The organism is Pseudomonas sp. P116, assembly GCF_020149425.1.
In the GTDB taxonomy this organism is placed as follows: Bacteria; Pseudomonadota; Gammaproteobacteria; order Pseudomonadales; family Pseudomonadaceae; genus Aquipseudomonas; species Aquipseudomonas anatoliensis.
Map to the genome: position 1 here is coordinate 1,108,812 of NZ_JACVHB010000001.1, position 16,586 is coordinate 1,125,397.

The window sequence follows — 16,586 nt, forward strand, 5'->3', positions numbered from 1 at the left end:
ATGAAACGATCATCGATCAGTGGCAAGAAATAACCACTCGCCCCGCTTGCGCGGCATCCTCCTGCTCACTAACGTAGCGCCTTTACTGACGCTACCCCCCGCAGGAGCTTTGCCATGGCCTCGCCAGCCCTCACACATTTTCTTCCCCGGTTCGGCGTTGCCGCAGCAGTGGCCGGTGTTTTGAGCCTGACCGGTTGTCAGACCTGGAACGCTCAGGACACCCTCCCGCCCACCTCCGGCGTGCAACCGCTCAAGGGTCTGGCGCAGAACGTTTCAGTGCGCCGCAATGCCATGGGCATGCCGTTGATCGAAAGCAACAGCTTCCACGACGCGCTGTTCGCCCTCGGCTATGTCCACGCCAGCGACCGCATCAATCAGATGGTCACCCTGCGTCTGTTGGCTCAGGGCCGTCTCGCGGAGATGTCCGGCGCGTCGATGCTCGACGCCGACCGCTACATGCGCGCGGTCAATCTGAAGAAGAGCGCCGGTGAGCTGTACAAAGCCTCGTCACCGCGGCTCAAGCGCTTCTTCGAAGTCTATGCGCGGGGCGTCAACGCCTACCTGTTCCGCTACGCCGACAAGCTGCCGGGCGACCTCGCCTCCAGCGGCTATAAGCCTGAATACTGGAAACCGGAAGATTCAGCGCTGATTTTCGCCCTGCTGAACTTCAGCCAGTCGGCCAACCTGCCGGAAGAAATCGCTTCGCTGGTGCTGGCACAGACCGTCACCACCGACAAACTCGCGTGGCTGACCCCTTCGGCGCCCGACGAAAACCTGCCGCTGGGCGAAGCCGACAAGCTGCAAGGCCTCAAGCTCAACGGGCAGATCCCCGGCCTGAGCGAATTGAGCAGCGCCAGCCAACAGCTGTCGACGTTGAACCTGCTGGGCGCCACGTCTTCGAACAACTGGGCCATCGCGCCGCAACGCAGCCGCAGCGGCAAAAGTCTTTTGGCCAGTGACAGTCATGGCCCATTGGCCGCGCCGTCGCTGTGGAGTTTCGTGCAGATCCGCGCGCCGAAATATCAGGCTGCCGGCGTGACCGTAGCCGGTCTGCCGATGGTGCTCGGTGGTTTCAACGGCAAAGTGGCGTGGAGCATGAGCAGCGTGCTCGGCGACAACCAGGATCTGTTCCTGGAAAAAATCCGTCGCCAGGGCAGCAGCCTGACCTACGAGGTCAATGGCAAATGGCAGCCACTGGGCGTGCGCAACGAAACCTACTTCGTCAAAGGCCAGCGGCCGATTCGCGAAGCGGTGTACGAAACCCGTCACGGCGCACTGCTCAACAGTGCTCAGGCTGCGGCGCAAGGCAACGGCTACGGTCTGGCCTTGCAGACACCAAGTTTCACTGACGACAAATCGCTGGATGCTTTTTTTGATCTGAGCCGTGCGCAGAACGTTGAACGCGCCTCGGACGCCAGCCGGGAAATCCGCGCCATCGCGTTGAATCTGGTGTTCGCCGACGCCAGCAACATCGGCTGGCAAGTCACCGGGCGTTTCCCCAATCGCCGTGAAGGCGAAGGCTTGCTGCCATCGCCGGGTTGGGAAGGTCGCTACGACTGGGACGGTTACGCCGACCCGATGCTGCACCCCTACGATCAGGACCCGGCGCAAGGCTGGCTCGGCACCGCCAACCAGCGCGTGATCCCGGATGGTTACGGCATGCAACTGTCCAACTCCTGGGCTGCGCCGGAACGCGGCGAGCGTCTGGCAGAACTGGCCGGCAGCGGCAAGCACGACAGTCGCAGCGTGATCGCCATGCAATACGACCAGAGCACAACATTCGCCGCCAAACTGAAGAAAGTCTTCGAAGCGCCAGGCATGAAACAGCCGCTGAAACAGGCGATTGATGCCCTGCCGGAAGCCGATCGCAGCAAGGCGCGTGAGGCGTTCACGCGGTTGATGGCGTTCGACGGCAAGCTCAGCCCGACTTCGGCTGATGCGGCGATCTATGAACTGTTCCTGCAAGAAAGCATGAAACAGATCTTCCTCGACGAACTCGGCCCCGAGTCGAGTCCGGCGTGGAAAGCGTTTATCGCCAACGGTGACTTGTCCTACGCGGCGCAGGCCGATCATTTGCTGGAGCGTGAGGACAGTCCGTTCTGGGATGACCTGCGCACGCCGCAAAAAGAAGACAAAGCCGTGATACTCGCCCGCAGCTTCGCGGCGGCGATTACCGCTGGCGACAGTCAGTTGGGCGGCGATCACAAAGCCTGGCAGTGGGGCAAATTGCACAGCTATGCGTGGAAGAATGCCAATGGCCAGACCGTTCGCGGGTCGCTGGCCGCGGGTGGTGATCACACGACTTTGAATACTTCGGCATTTGCGTGGGGCCAAGACTTTGCTACTACCCGTGCGCCGTCGATGCGTTTTATCGTCGACTTCGGTCAGGCCGAACCATTGATGGGGCAGAACGGCACCGGGCAGTCGGGGAATCCGCTTAGCCCGAACTACCTCAATGGCATCGATCAGTGGTTGAAGGGGCAGTACATCGGATTGCCGATGCAGCCGCAGAACTTTGATCGGGTTTATGGGAAGGCGCGTCTGACCCTGACCCCGGGCAAGTAACGGAAAGATCAAGAGATCGCAGCCTTCGGCAGCTCCTACATTTGTCTGTGTAGGAGCTGCCGAAGGCTGCGATCTTTTGATTTTCACCCCTGAAAATCCAATAGAACTTCCACCCTCGCACCAACCTCATAGCTAACAAGCCCCCCATTCTGGTAACGACATGGACCTTGTTATCGCGCGCCCGGAAGGTTTGTACTGTCCCGCCGGGGATTTCTATATCGACCCCTGGCGCCCCGTCGAGCGTTCGGTGATCACCCATGCCCACGGCGATCACGCCCGCACCGGCAACCAGCGTTATCTGGCCAGCAGCGCCAGCGAAGGGATTCTGCGCGCGCGCCTGGGACAGGACATCAACCTGCAAACCCTCGCGTACGGCCAACGCCTGACACACCACGGCGTCACCTTGAGCTTTCACCCGGCCGGTCACGTGCTCGGCTCGGCGCAAGTGCGTCTGGAATACGGCGGTGAAGTCTGGGTCGCCTCAGGGGATTACAAGATCGAGCCGGACGGCACCTGCACGCCGTTCGAACCGGTGCGCTGCCACACCTTCATCACCGAATCGACCTTTGGCCTGCCGATCTATCGCTGGCAGCCGCAGGCGCAGGTGTTCAGCGAAATAAACGAATGGTGGAAAGCCAATATCGCCGCCGGCAAGGCCAGCGTGTTGTTCTGCTATTCCTTCGGCAAAGCCCAGCGAATCCTCCACGGCATCGACGAAAGCCTCGGGCCGATCCTCAGCCACGGCGCCGTCGAACCGTTGAACCGGGTTTACCGCGACGCCGGCGTGTACCTGCCGCCGACGATCTACGCCGGTGATGTGAAAAAAAGCGATCCGATCATGCGCCAGGCCCTGGTCATCGCCCCGCCTTCAGCCGGTGGCAGCACCTGGATGAGGCGCTTCGGTGACTTCAGCGACGCCTTTGCCAGTGGCTGGATGCGCCTGCGCGGCACGCGTCGGCGGCGCGGGGTCGACCGCGGTTTCGTGCTGTCCGACCACGCCGACTGGCCCGGCCTGCTGTGGGCGATCAACCAGACCGGCGCCGAACGGGTGATGGTCACCCACGGCTCGATTGGCGTACTCGTGCGCCATCTGCGCGAGCAAGGCCTCGATGCCCAAGGCTTCAACACCGAATACGGCGATGACGAAGAAGAAAGCGCTGCCACACCGACCATTGCCGAGATACCCGCATGAAAGCCTTCGCCGAGTTGTACGCAGAACTCGACGCCACCACGTCCAGCAACGCCAAACTGGCAGCCATGCAGGCCTATTTCGCCCAGGCCGAACCGCAGGATGCGGCGTGGGCGGTGTACTTCTTGTCCGGCGGCCGGCCGCGGCAATTGGTGCCGGTGCGGATCCTGCGCGAGCTGGCGGTCGCGGTCTCCGGGCTGACGCCATGGCTGTTCGAGGAGAGCTACCAATCGGTCGGTGACCTTGCGGAAACCATTTCGCTGGTGCTGCCGGAAAACCCGCACAGCTCCGACGCCGGCCTCGCCGAATGGATCGAGGACAAATTATTACCCCTGCGCGGTGAAACCCCGGAGTTCCTGTCCCGGCAGTTGCCTGCGCTGTGGGCGCAACTGGATCGGGCGAGCCTGATGCTCTGCATCAAGCTGATCACCGGCAGTTTCCGTGTCGGCGTGTCGAAACTGCTGGTGACCCGCGCACTGGCGTCGATGGCCGGGCTCGACAGCAAACGCGTGGCGCAGCGTCTGGTGGGTTACACCGATCTGTCCAATCGGCCGAACGCCGCCAGTTATCTCAAATTGATCGCCGCGGAATCTGCCGACGAGCATTCCCAGCGCGGCGGCCAGCCGTACCCGTTTTTCCTCGCGCATGCCTTGGCGCAACCCGTTGAAGAGTTTGAAGCGCTGATCGGCCCGGCGAGCAACTGGCAGGTGGAATGGAAGTGGGATGGCATTCGCGCGCAAGTGGTCAAGCGTGACGGCCGCTTGTGGGTGTGGTCGCGCGGCGAAGAACTGGTGACCGAGCGCTTCCCCGAACTGGATGTGCTGGTGCACGGTTTGCCCGATGGCACGGTGATCGACGGCGAAATCGTGGTGTGGAAAAGCACCCGCCCGCACACCGAAGATGCCTTTGATCCGCAATCGACCGAGCCGCCCGCGGTGCAACCGTTCGCCCAGCTGCAACAGCGAATCGGGCGCAAGACCCTCGACAAGAAAATCCTCGAAGACATACCGGTGGTGGTGCTCGCTTACGACTTGCTGGAATGGCAAGGCGAAGACTGGCGCAATCAGCCGCAAGCCCGGCGCCGCGCGCAACTGGAAGATGTCATCGCCCGCTGCAACAGCCCGGTGCTGCTGCCCTCACCAGTTTTGACCGGCACGGACTGGTTCGACCTCGCCCGTCAGCGCGAAGCCTCCCGGCGCCTGGGCGTCGAAGGCATGATGCTGAAGGCGCGCGATGCGATGTACGGCGTCGGTCGCACCAAGGACATGGGTGTGTGGTGGAAATGGAAGGTCGACCCCTTCAGCGTCGACGCGGTTTTGATTTATGCACAACGCGGTCATGGCCGCCGTGCCAGCCTGTACAGCGATTACACCTTCGCCGTGTGGGACGGCCCGCCCGAGTCCAGTCAGCGCGCATTGGTGCCGTTCGCCAAGGCCTATTCAGGGCTGACGGATGCGGAAATGCGTCAGGTCGACAGCATCGTGCGCAAGACCACTGTGGAAAAATTCGGCCCGGTCAGCAGTGTGAAACCGAGCCTGGTATTTGAGCTGGGGTTCGAAGGCATCGCCCTCTCGCGCCGGCACAAGAGCGGAATCGCCGTGCGCTTCCCACGGATGCTGCGCTGGCGGCAGGACAAGACTGTGGACGAGGCGGATAGCTTGGCGACGTTGCAGGACTTGTTGGCCTGACCCCATATTCAACGACAGTTAAAGCCTACTATCCATTGCTTTATCTGGAGTGACAGCCATTTGTGGCGAGGGGATTTATCCCCGATCGGCTGCGCAGCAGTCGCAAAATCCGAGTATGCGGTCCGCTTGAGGGAATGCTGGGGCAGCTTCGCTGCCCATCGGGGATAAATCCCCTCACCACAAGTGCCCTCAATCTCTAGTCACGAACTGAAATGGTGCAGGGTTTTTACGCCGCCCATTTCCGTGCACCAATCCCCGCCTCTTCGATCAATCCCAACCTTTTAAAACACTTGTTCGGGACTCTGGTTCGGAAATTGCTACTTTCTATAGGTCGTACGCGTTCCAGTAACAATAATTCTGCGCCACAAGCGCTCATATTGGTTCTTAGGGATTGAATAATGAAAAAAGCATTGCTGACCCTTTCTGCACTGGCGTTGTGCATGGCCGCTGGCTCCGCGCTGGCCAAGGAATACAAAGAGCTGCGCTTTGGCGTTGACCCTTCGTACGCACCGTTTGAGTCGAAAGCGGCCGACGGCAGCCTGGTGGGCTTCGACATTGATCTGGGCAACGCGATCTGCGCCGAACTGAAGGTCAAGTGCAAGTGGGTCGAAAGTGACTTCGACGGCATGATTCCGGGCCTCAAGGCCAACAAATTCGACGGTGTGATCTCGTCGATGACCGTGACCCCGGCCCGCGAAAAAGTCATCGATTTCTCTAGCGAACTGTTCTCCGGCCCGACCGCTTACGTATTCAAGAAAGGTTCCGGCCTGAGCGAAGACGTTGCGTCCCTCAAGGGCAAAACCGTCGGCTACGAGCAAGGCACCATTCAGGAAGCCTACGCCAAAGCCGTGCTGGACAAGGCTGGCGTGAAGACTCAGGCCTATCAGAACCAGGACCAGGTTTACTCCGACCTGACTTCCGGTCGTCTCGATGCCGCCATTCAGGACATGCTGCAAGCCGAACTGGGCTTCCTGAAGTCGCCAAAAGGTGAAGGCTACGAAGTCAGCAAGCCAGTCGACAGCGAATTGCTGCCGGCCAAAACTGCTGTCGGTATTAAGAAAGGTAACACTGAGCTGAAAGCGCTTTTGGATAAAGGTATCAAAGCGTTACACGACGACGGCAAATACGCCGAGATTCAAAAGAAACACTTTGGCGATCTGAATCTGTACAGCGGCAAATAATGCCCCGGCGCCCATCCTCGATGGGCGCCTTTTCCATCCGCTCAGGTTGCTGATTTATGTTCGAAAACCTCTTACAAAATCTGGGGCTCTCCGCGTTCAGCCTTCAGGGTTTCGGCCCGTTGCTGTTGCAAGGCACCTGGATGACCATCAAATTATCGGCGATGTCGCTGCTGGTGGCCGTGTTGCTCGGCCTGCTCGGCGCCAGTGCCAAGCTGTCAAAAGTCAAACTGGTGCGTCTGCCCGCCCAGCTCTACACCACGTTGATCCGCGGGGTGCCGGACCTGGTGCTGATGCTGCTAATCTTCTACAGCCTGCAAACCTGGCTGACGTCGCTGACCGATTACATGGAATGGGAATACATCGAGATCGACCCGTTCAGCGCCGGCGTGCTGACCCTGGGCTTCATTTATGGCGCGTATTTCACCGAAACCTTTCGTGGCGCGATCCTCGCCGTACCACGCGGGCAGGTTGAAGCCGCCACTGCGTATGGCCTCAAACGCGGCCAGCGCTTTCGCTTCGTGGTGTTCCCACAAATGATGCGTTTTGCCCTGCCGGGCATCGGCAACAACTGGATGGTGATGCTCAAGGCCACGGCGCTGGTGTCGATCATCGGTCTGGCCGATCTGGTCAAGGCCGCGCAGGACGCCGGTAAAAGCACCTATCAACTGTTCTACTTTCTGGTCCTCGCCGCGTTGATCTATCTGCTGATCACCAGTGCCTCGAATTTCATCCTGCGCTGGCTCGAACGCCGTTATGCCGCCGGTTCCCGGGAGGCCGTACGATGATCGAACTCCTGCAGGAATACTGGAAAGCCTTCCTTTATACCGACGGCCAGAACATCACCGGGCTGGCGATGACGATGTGGCTGCTCAGCGCTTCGATCTTCATCGGTTTCATTGTGTCGATTCCGCTGTCGATCGCTCGGGTTTCTCCGCACTTCTATATCCGCTGGCCAGTGCAGTTCTACACCTACCTGTTTCGTGGCACGCCGCTCTACATTCAACTGCTGATTTGCTACACCGGCATCTACAGCCTCGCCGCCGTGCGCGAGCAGCCGATTCTCGACAGCTTCTTTCGCGATGCGATGAACTGCACGATTCTCGCGTTTGCCCTGAACACCTGCGCCTACACCACGGAGATTTTCGCCGGGTCGATCCGCAGCATGAACCACGGCGAAGTCGAAGCGGCCAAGGCCTACGGTCTGACGGGGTGGAAGCTGTATGCCTACGTGATCATGCCCTCGGCCCTACGTCGTTCGTTGCCTTACTACAGCAACGAAGTGATCCTGATGCTGCACTCGACCACCGTGGCCTTCACCGCGACCATCCCCGACATCCTGAAAGTCGCCCGGGACGCCAACTCGGCGACCTTCCTGACTTTTCAATCGTTCGGTATCGCCGCGCTGATTTACCTGACCATTACTTTTGCGCTGGTCGGTCTGTTTCGCCTCGCCGAACGCCGATGGCTGGCCTTCCTCGGGCCGACTCACTAAGCCCCCGCTTTCAGGATTAAAGAGAAAGAACATGCGACACCAGATACATGACCTGCTGGCCCCGCTGCCGGGGACCGCACGACAGATTCACAGTTTCCACTTTGGCCCGGAACAGGCCAGAGGCAAGGTCTACATCCAGTCCTCGCTGCATGCCGATGAATTGCCCGGCATGCTTGTGGCCTGGCATCTCAAGCAGCGCCTGGCGGAGCTGGAGGCGGCCGGCCGTCTGCGCAGCGAGATCGTGCTAGTACCGGTGGCCAACCCGATCGGCCTCGAACAAGTACTGATGGACGTGCCACTGGGCCGCTACGAACTGGAGAGCGGGCAAAACTTCAACCGTTGGTTCGTCGACCTCAGCGAAGAAATCGGCAACGCCATCGAGGGCAAGCTGGGCGATGACCCGCAACGGAACCTCGAACTGATCCGCACCAGCCTGCGCCACGCCCTCGCCCGCCAGACCGCCAGCACACAACTGCAATCACAGCGCCTGACCCTGCAACGGCTGGCCTGCGATGCCGACATGGTGCTGGACTTGCACTGCGATTTCGAATCGGTGGTTCACCTCTACACCACGCCCGAAGCGTGGCCGCAGGTAGAGCCGCTGGCGCGTTACATGGGGTCGCAGGCCAGTCTGTTGGCCACTGACTCCGGCGGACAGTCGTTCGATGAATGTTTCACCCTGCTGTGGTGGCAACTGCGGGAACGTTTCGGCGAACAGTTCGAGATTCCGCTGGGCAGTTTTTCAGTGACCGTCGAGTTGCGCGGTCAGGGCGATGTCAATCACCCCATGGCCAGCCGCGACTGTCAGGCACTGATCGATTACCTGATCCAGTCCGATGCCATCGTCGGTGAGACAAAACCGCAGCCACCATTGCCGTACCCCGCCACGCCACTGGCCGGGGTGGAACCAGTGACCACGCCGGTCGGCGGCCTGCTGGTGTACACCGCCACGGCGGGGCAATACCTGGAGGCGGGCCAACAGATTGCCGAAATCATCGACCCGATCCACGATCGCATCACCCCCGTTCACTGCACCACTGCCGGCCTGATGTACGCCCGTTCGCTACGGCGCATGGCCACGGCCGGCATGGTGATCGCCCACGTCGCGGGCGCCGAAGCCTATCGCAGCGGCTACCTACTTTCGCCTTGAGGATGTCTGTCCCATGTACAAACTGACCGTTGAAGGCCTGCACAAAAGCTATGGCGACCATCAGGTGCTCAAAGGCGTGTCGCTCAAGGCCAGGACCGGCGACGTGATCAGCCTGATCGGCGCCAGCGGCTCGGGCAAAAGCACGTTCTTGCGTTGCATCAACTTTCTTGAACAACCCAACGCCGGCGCCATGAGCCTTGATGACCAGGCCATCCGCATGGTCACCGACCATCACGGCATGCACGTCGCTGACGCAAATGAGCTGCAACGCCTGCGCACGCGACTGGCGATGGTGTTTCAGCACTTCAATCTGTGGAGCCACATGACCGTGCTGGAAAACATCACCATGGCCCCGCGCCGGGTGCTGGGTTGCAGCAAACAGGAAGCCGAGGATCGCGCGCGGCGCTATCTGGACAAGGTCGGCTTGCCGGCGCGCGTGGCGGATCAGTACCCGGCGTTTCTTTCCGGTGGCCAGCAACAACGCGTGGCAATTGCCCGAGCGTTGGCGATGGAGCCGGAAGTCATGCTGTTCGACGAACCGACCTCGGCGCTCGATCCGGAGTTGGTGGGTGAAGTACTCAAGGTGATTCAGGGCCTCGCGGAAGAAGGCCGGACGATGATCATGGTGACGCACGAGATGAGTTTTGCGCGCAAGGTGTCCAGCCAGGTGTTGTTTCTGCATCAGGGATTGGTGGAAGAGGAAGGCGCCCCGGAAGACGTACTCGGCAATCCAAAAAGCGAACGCCTGAAGCAATTCCTAAGCGGAAACCTCAAATAACGCCCGTACCTACGGTATCCCCCCCTGTAGGAGCTGCCGAAGGCTGCGATCTTTTGACCTTGTTTTTTAAGATCAAAAAATCGTCCGATCGCGGCCCGAGCCTTCGGCAGCTCCTACAGGGGATTTGCGCTGTTATTAAACCTTTGCCATGTCCGCGCGGTCACTGGAAGAACACCTCCAGAGCGCGCGCAGCCGGCATGGCGAAATCCCCCGACCTTGCAAAAATCTGGTTCAGCAACCGCGCCTGGAAGCCCTTCGTCTTTCAGAAACAGGTCTGGGCCGCGGTAAAAAACGGCCAATCCGGACTGCTCCACGCCAGCACCGGCGCCGGTAAAACCTATGCGGTGTGGTTTGCCGCGCTCAACCTTTTCGCTCGATCCGCGCCTATTGTTGAAACTGTGCGCAAACGCAAACCCGTTGCCGAACCACTGACCGTGCTGTGGATCACGCCGATGCGCGCCCTCGCTGCCGACACCGCCCGCGCTTTGCAAACGCCGGTGACCGATCTGCAGATCCCGTGGACCATCGGCCTGCGCACCGGCGATACCAGCAGCAGCGAACGTGCGCGCCAGAGCCGACGTCTGCCGACCACGCTGATTACCACCCCGGAAAGCCTGACGCTGCTACTCGCCCGCGCCGACGCCCACACGGCCCTCTCGACCCTGCGCATGATCGTCGTGGACGAATGGCACGAATTGCTCGGCAACAAACGCGGCGTGCAACTGCAACTGGCCCTCGCCCGCCTGCGTTACTGGCAGCCAGACCTGATCGTCTGGGGCGTCTCCGCCACGCTCGGTAATCAATCCCACGCCGAGCAGGTGCTGATCCCACAGGGCGGTGGCGTCAGCATTCAGGGCCAGAGTGAAAAATCCCTCAAGGTCGACACCCTCCTCCCACCGACCATTGAGCGTTTTCCCTGGGCCGGACACATCGGTCTGAAGATGCTGCCGCAAGTAGTCGCCGAACTCGACGCCTGCGCCAGCAGCCTGGTGTTCACCAACACCCGGGCGCAGTCGGAAATCTGGTACCAGGCGCTGCTTGAAGCGCGACCAGACTGGGCTGGATTGATCGCCTTGCATCACAGCTCGCTGTCTCGCGACACCCGCGACTGGGTGGAACAGGCGTTGAAGGACGGCCATTTGAAGGCAGTGGTCTGCACGTCCAGTCTGGACCTGGGCGTGGACTTTTTGCCGGTAGAGCGTGTGCTGCAAATAGGTTCGGCCAAGGGAGTCGCACGTCTGATGCAGCGCGCCGGACGCTCCGGCCATGCACCGGGACGCACCTCGCGGGTGACGCTGGTGCCGACCCACAGCCTTGAGCTGATCGAAGCCGTCGCTGCCCGCGATGCCGTGGCGCAACGGCGTATCGAACCGCGACATTCACCGCACAAACCGCTGGATGTGCTGGTACAACATTTGGTCAGCATGGCGCTGGGGGGCGGATTTATACCCGAGGCGCTGTACGAAGAAGTCCGCGGCGCCTGGGCTTATCGCGACCTGACACTAGCGGATTGGGCGTGGGCGCTGGCTTTCGTACGCCATGGCGGAATGTCTCTGACGGCGTATCCGGATTACCGACGAGTCGAACCGGATGAGCACGGCGTCTGGCGCGTGCCAGATGCGCGGCTGGCGCGGCGGCACCGCATGAGCATTGGCACCATCGTCAGCGACGCGAGCATTCAGCTGAAGTTCTGGAGCAAGGGTGGCGGTGGCAAGCAGTTGGGCAGCGTCGAAGAAGGTTTTATTGCGCGGCTCAAGCCAGGCGATGGCTTTCTGTTTGCCGGACGTTTGCTGGAGCTGGTACGCGTGGAGAACATGACCGCTTACGTCAAACGCAGCACCGCGAAAAAAGCCGCTGTACCACGCTGGAATGGCGGGCGCATGCCGCTTTCCAATGAATTGGCCGAGGCAGTAGTGACACGCTTCACCGCCGCTGCACAGGGTGATTTTGTCGGGCCGGAAATGCAGGCCCTGCGCCCTTTGCTGGAAACCCAGGCGCGCTGGTCTGGCCTGCCCACGACGAACAACTTACTGGTCGAGGTGCTGAAATCCCGCGAAGGCTGGCACCTTTTCCTCTATCCGTTTGCCGGTCGCCAAGTGCATTTGGGGCTTGCCAGCCTGCTCGCGTGGCGTGCCAGTCAGCGCCAGCCGGTGACGTTTTCGATTGCGGTCAACGATTACGGTCTGGAGTTGCTCAGCGCCACACCGGTTGATTGGTCGCAGCAACTCGATGCCGAACTGTTCAGCCCCGAACATCTGCTGCGCGATGTTCTGGCCAGCCTCAACGCCGGCGAATTGGCTCTGCGGCGCTTTCGCGAAATCGCCCGAATTGCCGGGCTGGTGTTCGCCGGCTACCCCGGCGCGCCAAAAAGTACTCGCCAGGTGCAGGCCTCCAGCGGTTTGTTTTTCGAGGTCTTCAAACAATATGACGCCGACAACCTGCTGCTGGCGCAGGCCGGGGAAGAAGTCCTACGAGAGGAACTGGATATTCACAGGCTTGAACAGACGCTGGAGCACATCAATCGCATGAAACTCGACGTACACCTGATCAAACGTCCTACACCCTTGGGGTTTCCGCTGCTGGTGGAGCGCATGCGCGAGAGCATGAGTTCGGAAAAACTCGCTGACCGAATCAGACGGATGGTCGGTGATCTGGAGCAATCAGCCGACAAGGGCAAGGCCTAATGAATGCGCCCTACCCGGTTCGTCTGGCTGGTGAGGAACTCTGGTTGTTACCGGAAAAGGCTCTGTATTGGCCGGAGCAACAAGCGCTGTTGATCGCCGACGTGCATTTCGGCAAGGCTGCCGCCTATCGCAGCCTTGGCCAGCCGGTCCCGCAGGGCACGACGGCGAGCAACATCGCCGTGATTGATCGACTGTTGGCGAAACTGCCCTGCCGACAACTGATCTTTCTTGGCGATTTTTTGCATGGGCCCGGCTCTCACGCGGTGGGCACTTTAGCTGCGCTGGCCGATTGGCGGGCGCGCCACGCTGATCTGCCGATGACGCTGATTCGTGGCAATCACGACAAACGCGCAGGTGACCCGCCCGCATCGTTGAACATTCGCGTCGTGCCGGAGCCACTGTTGCTCGGCCCGTTCGCCTTACAACACGAACCCGATCCCCACGCCGAAAGACATGTGCTGGCCGGACACGTGCACCCGGTCTATCGGCTACACGGCAAAGGCCGGCAGAGCTTGCGCCTGGCCTGTTTCAAACTGGGCGAACGCATCAGCCTGATGCCAGCGTTCGGTGCGTTTACCGGTGGTTATCGGGTCGAACGCGACGAGAGCTGCAGGATCTTTGTCATTGGTGACAACGAAATATGGCCAGTCAGTTGAAGTCTTGATAGACCCCTACTGACTGACCATTCATTCAGCGCGTCATTTAGCGCGTTTTTTAATGCAAGTCAGGCGACAGGTGCGGGTGGCGGCTCATCCGGAAGGGTCGGTTCGCCCGGCTCGGTCGGTTGTTCGTTGGGGGTATCAGGATCAGGCTGACCAGGAATCCCGCCGGCCATGCTGATGGGCGGATGTGCCAACAAGGACCAGGCCAAAACGCCAATCTGATTGGGCTCAAGCCTTGCCAGTTCGGCACTGATATGCGGATCGATCTTCATGGGGCACTCCTCGGCGAAGGCCCGTTTTGCCAGAAACAAAAACGGGCAGTACACCCCATAGAGTGTCTGCCCGCCAAAGAATTCCCGACATCCGCCGGATGGACGAATCAGGTCCGCGGCAGAGTCACGCCACGCTGGCCCTGATACTTGCCGCCGCGATCCTTGTAGGAAACTTCACATTCCTCGTCGGACTCAAGAAAGAGCATCTGCGCCACGCCTTCGTTGGCGTAGATTTTTGCCGGCAGATTGGTGGTGTTGGAGAATTCCAGAGTCACGTGGCCTTCCCACTCAGGCTCGAGCGGGGTGACGTTGACGATAATGCCGCAACGCGCGTAGGTGCTTTTACCCAGGCAGATGGTCAGTACATTGCGTGGAATACGGAAGTATTCGACGGTGCTGGCCAAGGCGAAGGAGTTCGGCGGAATGATGCAAACGTCACTGTGGATGTCGACGAAGCTGCCGGCGTCGAAGTTTTTCGGATCGACGATGGCCGAGTTGATGTTGGTGAACACCTTGAAGTGGTTGGTGCAACGCACGTCGTAACCGTAGCTCGACACACCGTAGGAAATCACACGGTTGTCATCGTTGCCGCGCACCTGGCGCTCGACGAACGGTTCGATCATGCCGTGTTCCTGCGCCATGCGGCGAATCCACTTGTCCGATTTGATGCTCATGGCGGGTGTCCTGAATAGCGAGGTGGAAAAATTCTGTCCGGCATCTTACCGGGCGCGCCGCCGCGTTCAAAGTCCGTCGAGCAATTCTCGCCGAACTCCCCGGAAATACGGGGCGTGGCGACGATCCGCAGAACCGCTGATCCTGAAATCACAGAAACCTTTGCAAGAAACATTGGCACGTTCCGAAAAACCGGTTAAGGTGGCGTCACTGTGTTGCTTGTGTCACTGAGAATCTCTACACGATATGTTGAATTTCGATCCAACCATCTACAAGAATTTTTCCTGCTCTTTGCACTCAGTCTCGGCCAGGGCAATTCCTGCGTCGCAGTTATCTTTGTTCAAGGAGTTACACCATGTCTAATCGCCAAACCGGTACCGTTAAGTGGTTCAACGATGAAAAAGGCTTCGGCTTCATCACTCCACAATCCGGTGACGACCTGTTCGTTCACTTCAAAGCTATCCAATCCGACGGCTTCAAAAGCCTGAAAGAAGGCCAACAGGTTTCTTTCATCGCTACCCGCGGTCAGAAAGGCATGCAAGCTGAGGAAGTACAAGTTATCTAACTTGTAGCTTTTTTAGAAAAGAGCCCCGCCCTTAAAAGCGGGGCTTTTTTGTGGGCGTCTGTTTTGCAGGCGCAAAAAAAGATCGCAGCCTTCAGCAACTCCTCCTGCTTCAGGAGTTGCCGAAGACTGCGATCTTTTGCTTTACGTTACCAGGCCACGCCAAACCCAGCGGTATAACGGGTCTTGTTCAAATCTGCATCATTGGTGCCGCTAATGATGTCACGCTCGGCCTTCAGGTTCAGCGAGGCCCACTCGGTGACCTTGTAGCGCAAGCCCATCTCGGCATCCAGCGCATAATTGGCCACGTTGGACAACGGCTTGCCAACTTCGCCGTTGGTGAAGAACTCGACCTTCTTGCCGATCAGGTAGCGGTTGTAGTCCCATTTCATGGCAACGGAATAGAAGTTGTCCTTGCTGCCATCCTTGTATTCGTAATCAGTGCGGTTAAGCAGCGAGCCCAGCGAGAACGCACCCAATTCATCATCCCAGAACTGGTAGCCCGGACCGGTACCGACAACACGCTGGCGCGCCAGCTCTTCAATGTGATCGCGCTTATAGTTCAGACGTCCCTGCCAGAACCACTGATCGGTCAGGAAGCGGTCGAGGGAGTACTCGGCGCGCCAGTTGTCAGTGGTGGTCACGTCATCCTGCACTTCACGGTTGTATTCGCCTTCGGCGATGTGCCGCCAGCGACCATGACGCGCCGAGGTCTTGAAGCCGACGTCGTAATCGTCGGTGTCCTTTTCCGCACGCTGATAGTCCAGCGCCAGATCAACATTACCCTTCCACACCAGATCCTCGACCACCGGCTTCGGCTTGAGAATCTGCTGAATGCTCGCCAGTTCCACGGTTTTGGGTGCTTCGCCATTGGCCAGGGTGACCTTGCCGTCTTCAGCCGCGGTCAGCGACTTCGAGACTTCACCCGTGTAGGCGTCCTGCTTGACCAGCAGATGCTGATCACTGTCCAGGGTCTTGACCTCTTTCCAGTCAATCGTGACCGCCCCGGCATATTTGGTCTGGATCAACAGCTTGCCGCCGTCGAACACAGTGATAGTGCCGGTCAGCTTGTCACCGTTCTTCATCCAGACGGTGTCGGCAAGCAAGGGCGTGGATGCGCTACAAACAGCAAGGCACAGCAAGGTTCTGGAAAACATAAGCGAATCGAGGGCTCAAGTTTGCGTAAAAGGATCGGCATTATCCGGAGGAATAAGACCCTGACAAGGACTGACCGGACTATTTCCATTGAGTTCATTTCTCAACTGGCCGATCAGGGTTTACGCTTCATGCATTAATTCGATCCTGTTCAGGAACTGCGTACGTGACAGACCCGATCCACGAAGGCGACAGCGAGGCGCAAATCCGACGCACGGCGCTCTACTCGACCCTTGCGCAAGTGCCCGCCGGCAAAGTCGTCAGCTATGGTCAATTGGCTGACCTCGCCGGGTTGGGGCGCGCCGCCCGCTGGGTCGGCCGCACGCTCAGCCAATTGCCCGGCGATACCAAACTGCCCTGGCACCGCGTTCTCGGTGCCGGCGGTCGGATCAGCCTGCCGGTGGGCAGTCCATCGGGCGATGAACAACGCGCGCGATTGCGCATGGAGGGCATCACCGTCCTGAACAATCGTGTGGATATTCAACGCCATGGCTGGCGTCCGGTAGAGCACAGCGGTTAGAGTGCGCGCTTTGTTC

Annotated in this window: 15 protein-coding genes; 12 read left to right on the top strand and 3 right to left on the bottom strand. The window is 59.7% G+C overall.

Annotated elements, in window-relative coordinates; genetic code table 11:
* The first annotated feature begins 114 nt into the window (after positions 1-114).
* The 10 genes from ICA15_RS05425 to pdeM all read left to right on the top strand — a co-directional run bounded on the left by ICA15_RS05425 (position 115) and on the right by pdeM (position 13,383).
* Positions 115-2,565, top strand: coding sequence for a penicillin acylase family protein (locus ICA15_RS05425; RefSeq protein WP_210553838.1), 2,451 nt, complete (start codon positions 115-117; stop codon positions 2,563-2,565).
* A gap of 160 nt (positions 2,566-2,725) precedes the next feature.
* On the top strand, positions 2,726-3,757 hold the full coding sequence (locus ICA15_RS05430; RefSeq protein ID WP_210553839.1) for a ligase-associated DNA damage response exonuclease: 1,032 nt from the start codon (positions 2,726-2,728) through the stop codon (positions 3,755-3,757).
* The gene (locus tag ICA15_RS05435; protein ID WP_210553840.1) at positions 3,754-5,442 is read left to right on the top strand and encodes an ATP-dependent DNA ligase; all 1,689 of its coding nucleotides are present in this window, start codon (positions 3,754-3,756) and stop codon (positions 5,440-5,442) included. The genes ICA15_RS05430 and ICA15_RS05435 overlap by 4 nt, the downstream gene beginning before the upstream one ends.
* A 398-nt stretch (positions 5,443-5,840) precedes the next feature.
* Positions 5,841-6,623, top strand: coding sequence for a transporter substrate-binding domain-containing protein (locus ICA15_RS05440; RefSeq protein ID WP_042557957.1), 783 nt, complete (start codon positions 5,841-5,843; stop codon positions 6,621-6,623).
* Between the two features lie 56 nt (positions 6,624-6,679).
* Positions 6,680-7,408 carry an ABC transporter permease gene (locus ICA15_RS05445; RefSeq protein ID WP_150604959.1) on the top strand — a complete coding sequence of 243 codons (729 nt, stop codon included), beginning with the start codon at positions 6,680-6,682 and terminating at the stop codon, positions 7,406-7,408.
* The gene (locus tag ICA15_RS05450) at positions 7,405-8,115 is read left to right on the top strand and encodes an ABC transporter permease (RefSeq protein ID WP_047300003.1); all 711 of its coding nucleotides are present in this window, start codon (positions 7,405-7,407) and stop codon (positions 8,113-8,115) included. The genes ICA15_RS05445 and ICA15_RS05450 overlap by 4 nt, the downstream gene beginning before the upstream one ends.
* A 31-nt stretch (positions 8,116-8,146) precedes the next feature.
* Positions 8,147-9,265, top strand: coding sequence for a succinylglutamate desuccinylase/aspartoacylase family protein (locus tag ICA15_RS05455; protein WP_210553841.1), 1,119 nt, complete (start codon positions 8,147-8,149; stop codon positions 9,263-9,265).
* 13 nt (positions 9,266-9,278) lie between these two features.
* A complete protein-coding gene (locus tag ICA15_RS05460; protein WP_150604961.1) occupies positions 9,279-10,043 on the top strand; it encodes an ABC transporter ATP-binding protein in 765 nt (254 codons plus the stop codon).
* A gap of 197 nt (positions 10,044-10,240) precedes the next feature.
* Positions 10,241-12,727: a ligase-associated DNA damage response DEXH box helicase gene (locus ICA15_RS05465; RefSeq protein WP_210553842.1), complete on the top strand. Its 2,487-nt coding sequence runs from the start codon at positions 10,241-10,243 to the stop codon at positions 12,725-12,727.
* The gene (gene pdeM, locus ICA15_RS05470) at positions 12,727-13,383 is read left to right on the top strand and encodes a ligase-associated DNA damage response endonuclease PdeM (RefSeq protein WP_150604964.1); all 657 of its coding nucleotides are present in this window, start codon (positions 12,727-12,729) and stop codon (positions 13,381-13,383) included. The genes ICA15_RS05465 and pdeM overlap by 1 nt, the downstream gene beginning before the upstream one ends.
* 68 nt (positions 13,384-13,451) lie before the next feature.
* On the opposite strand, the gene ICA15_RS05475 is transcribed toward pdeM, so the two are convergent.
* Positions 13,452-13,661: a hypothetical protein gene (locus tag ICA15_RS05475; RefSeq protein WP_042557949.1), complete on the bottom strand. Its 210-nt coding sequence runs from the start codon at positions 13,659-13,661 to the stop codon at positions 13,452-13,454.
* A gap of 107 nt (positions 13,662-13,768) precedes the next feature.
* The gene (gene dcd, locus ICA15_RS05480; protein ID WP_150604965.1) at positions 13,769-14,335 is read right to left on the bottom strand and encodes a dCTP deaminase; all 567 of its coding nucleotides are present in this window, start codon (positions 14,333-14,335) and stop codon (positions 13,769-13,771) included.
* A gap of 353 nt (positions 14,336-14,688) precedes the next feature.
* Between dcd and ICA15_RS05485 the strand changes: the two genes are divergently transcribed.
* On the top strand, positions 14,689-14,898 hold the full coding sequence (locus ICA15_RS05485) for a cold-shock protein (RefSeq protein WP_002554837.1): 210 nt from the start codon (positions 14,689-14,691) through the stop codon (positions 14,896-14,898).
* Between the two features lie 146 nt (positions 14,899-15,044).
* Here ICA15_RS05485 and ICA15_RS05490 read toward each other — a convergent pair whose 3' ends face one another.
* The gene (locus ICA15_RS05490) at positions 15,045-16,052 is read right to left on the bottom strand and encodes a DUF481 domain-containing protein (RefSeq protein WP_150618053.1); all 1,008 of its coding nucleotides are present in this window, start codon (positions 16,050-16,052) and stop codon (positions 15,045-15,047) included.
* A gap of 164 nt (positions 16,053-16,216) precedes the next feature.
* Here ICA15_RS05490 and ICA15_RS05495 point away from each other — a divergent pair, with 164 nt between their 5' ends.
* On the top strand, positions 16,217-16,570 hold the full coding sequence (locus ICA15_RS05495; protein WP_210553843.1) for an MGMT family protein: 354 nt from the start codon (positions 16,217-16,219) through the stop codon (positions 16,568-16,570).
* Positions 16,571-16,586 lie beyond the last annotated feature (16 nt).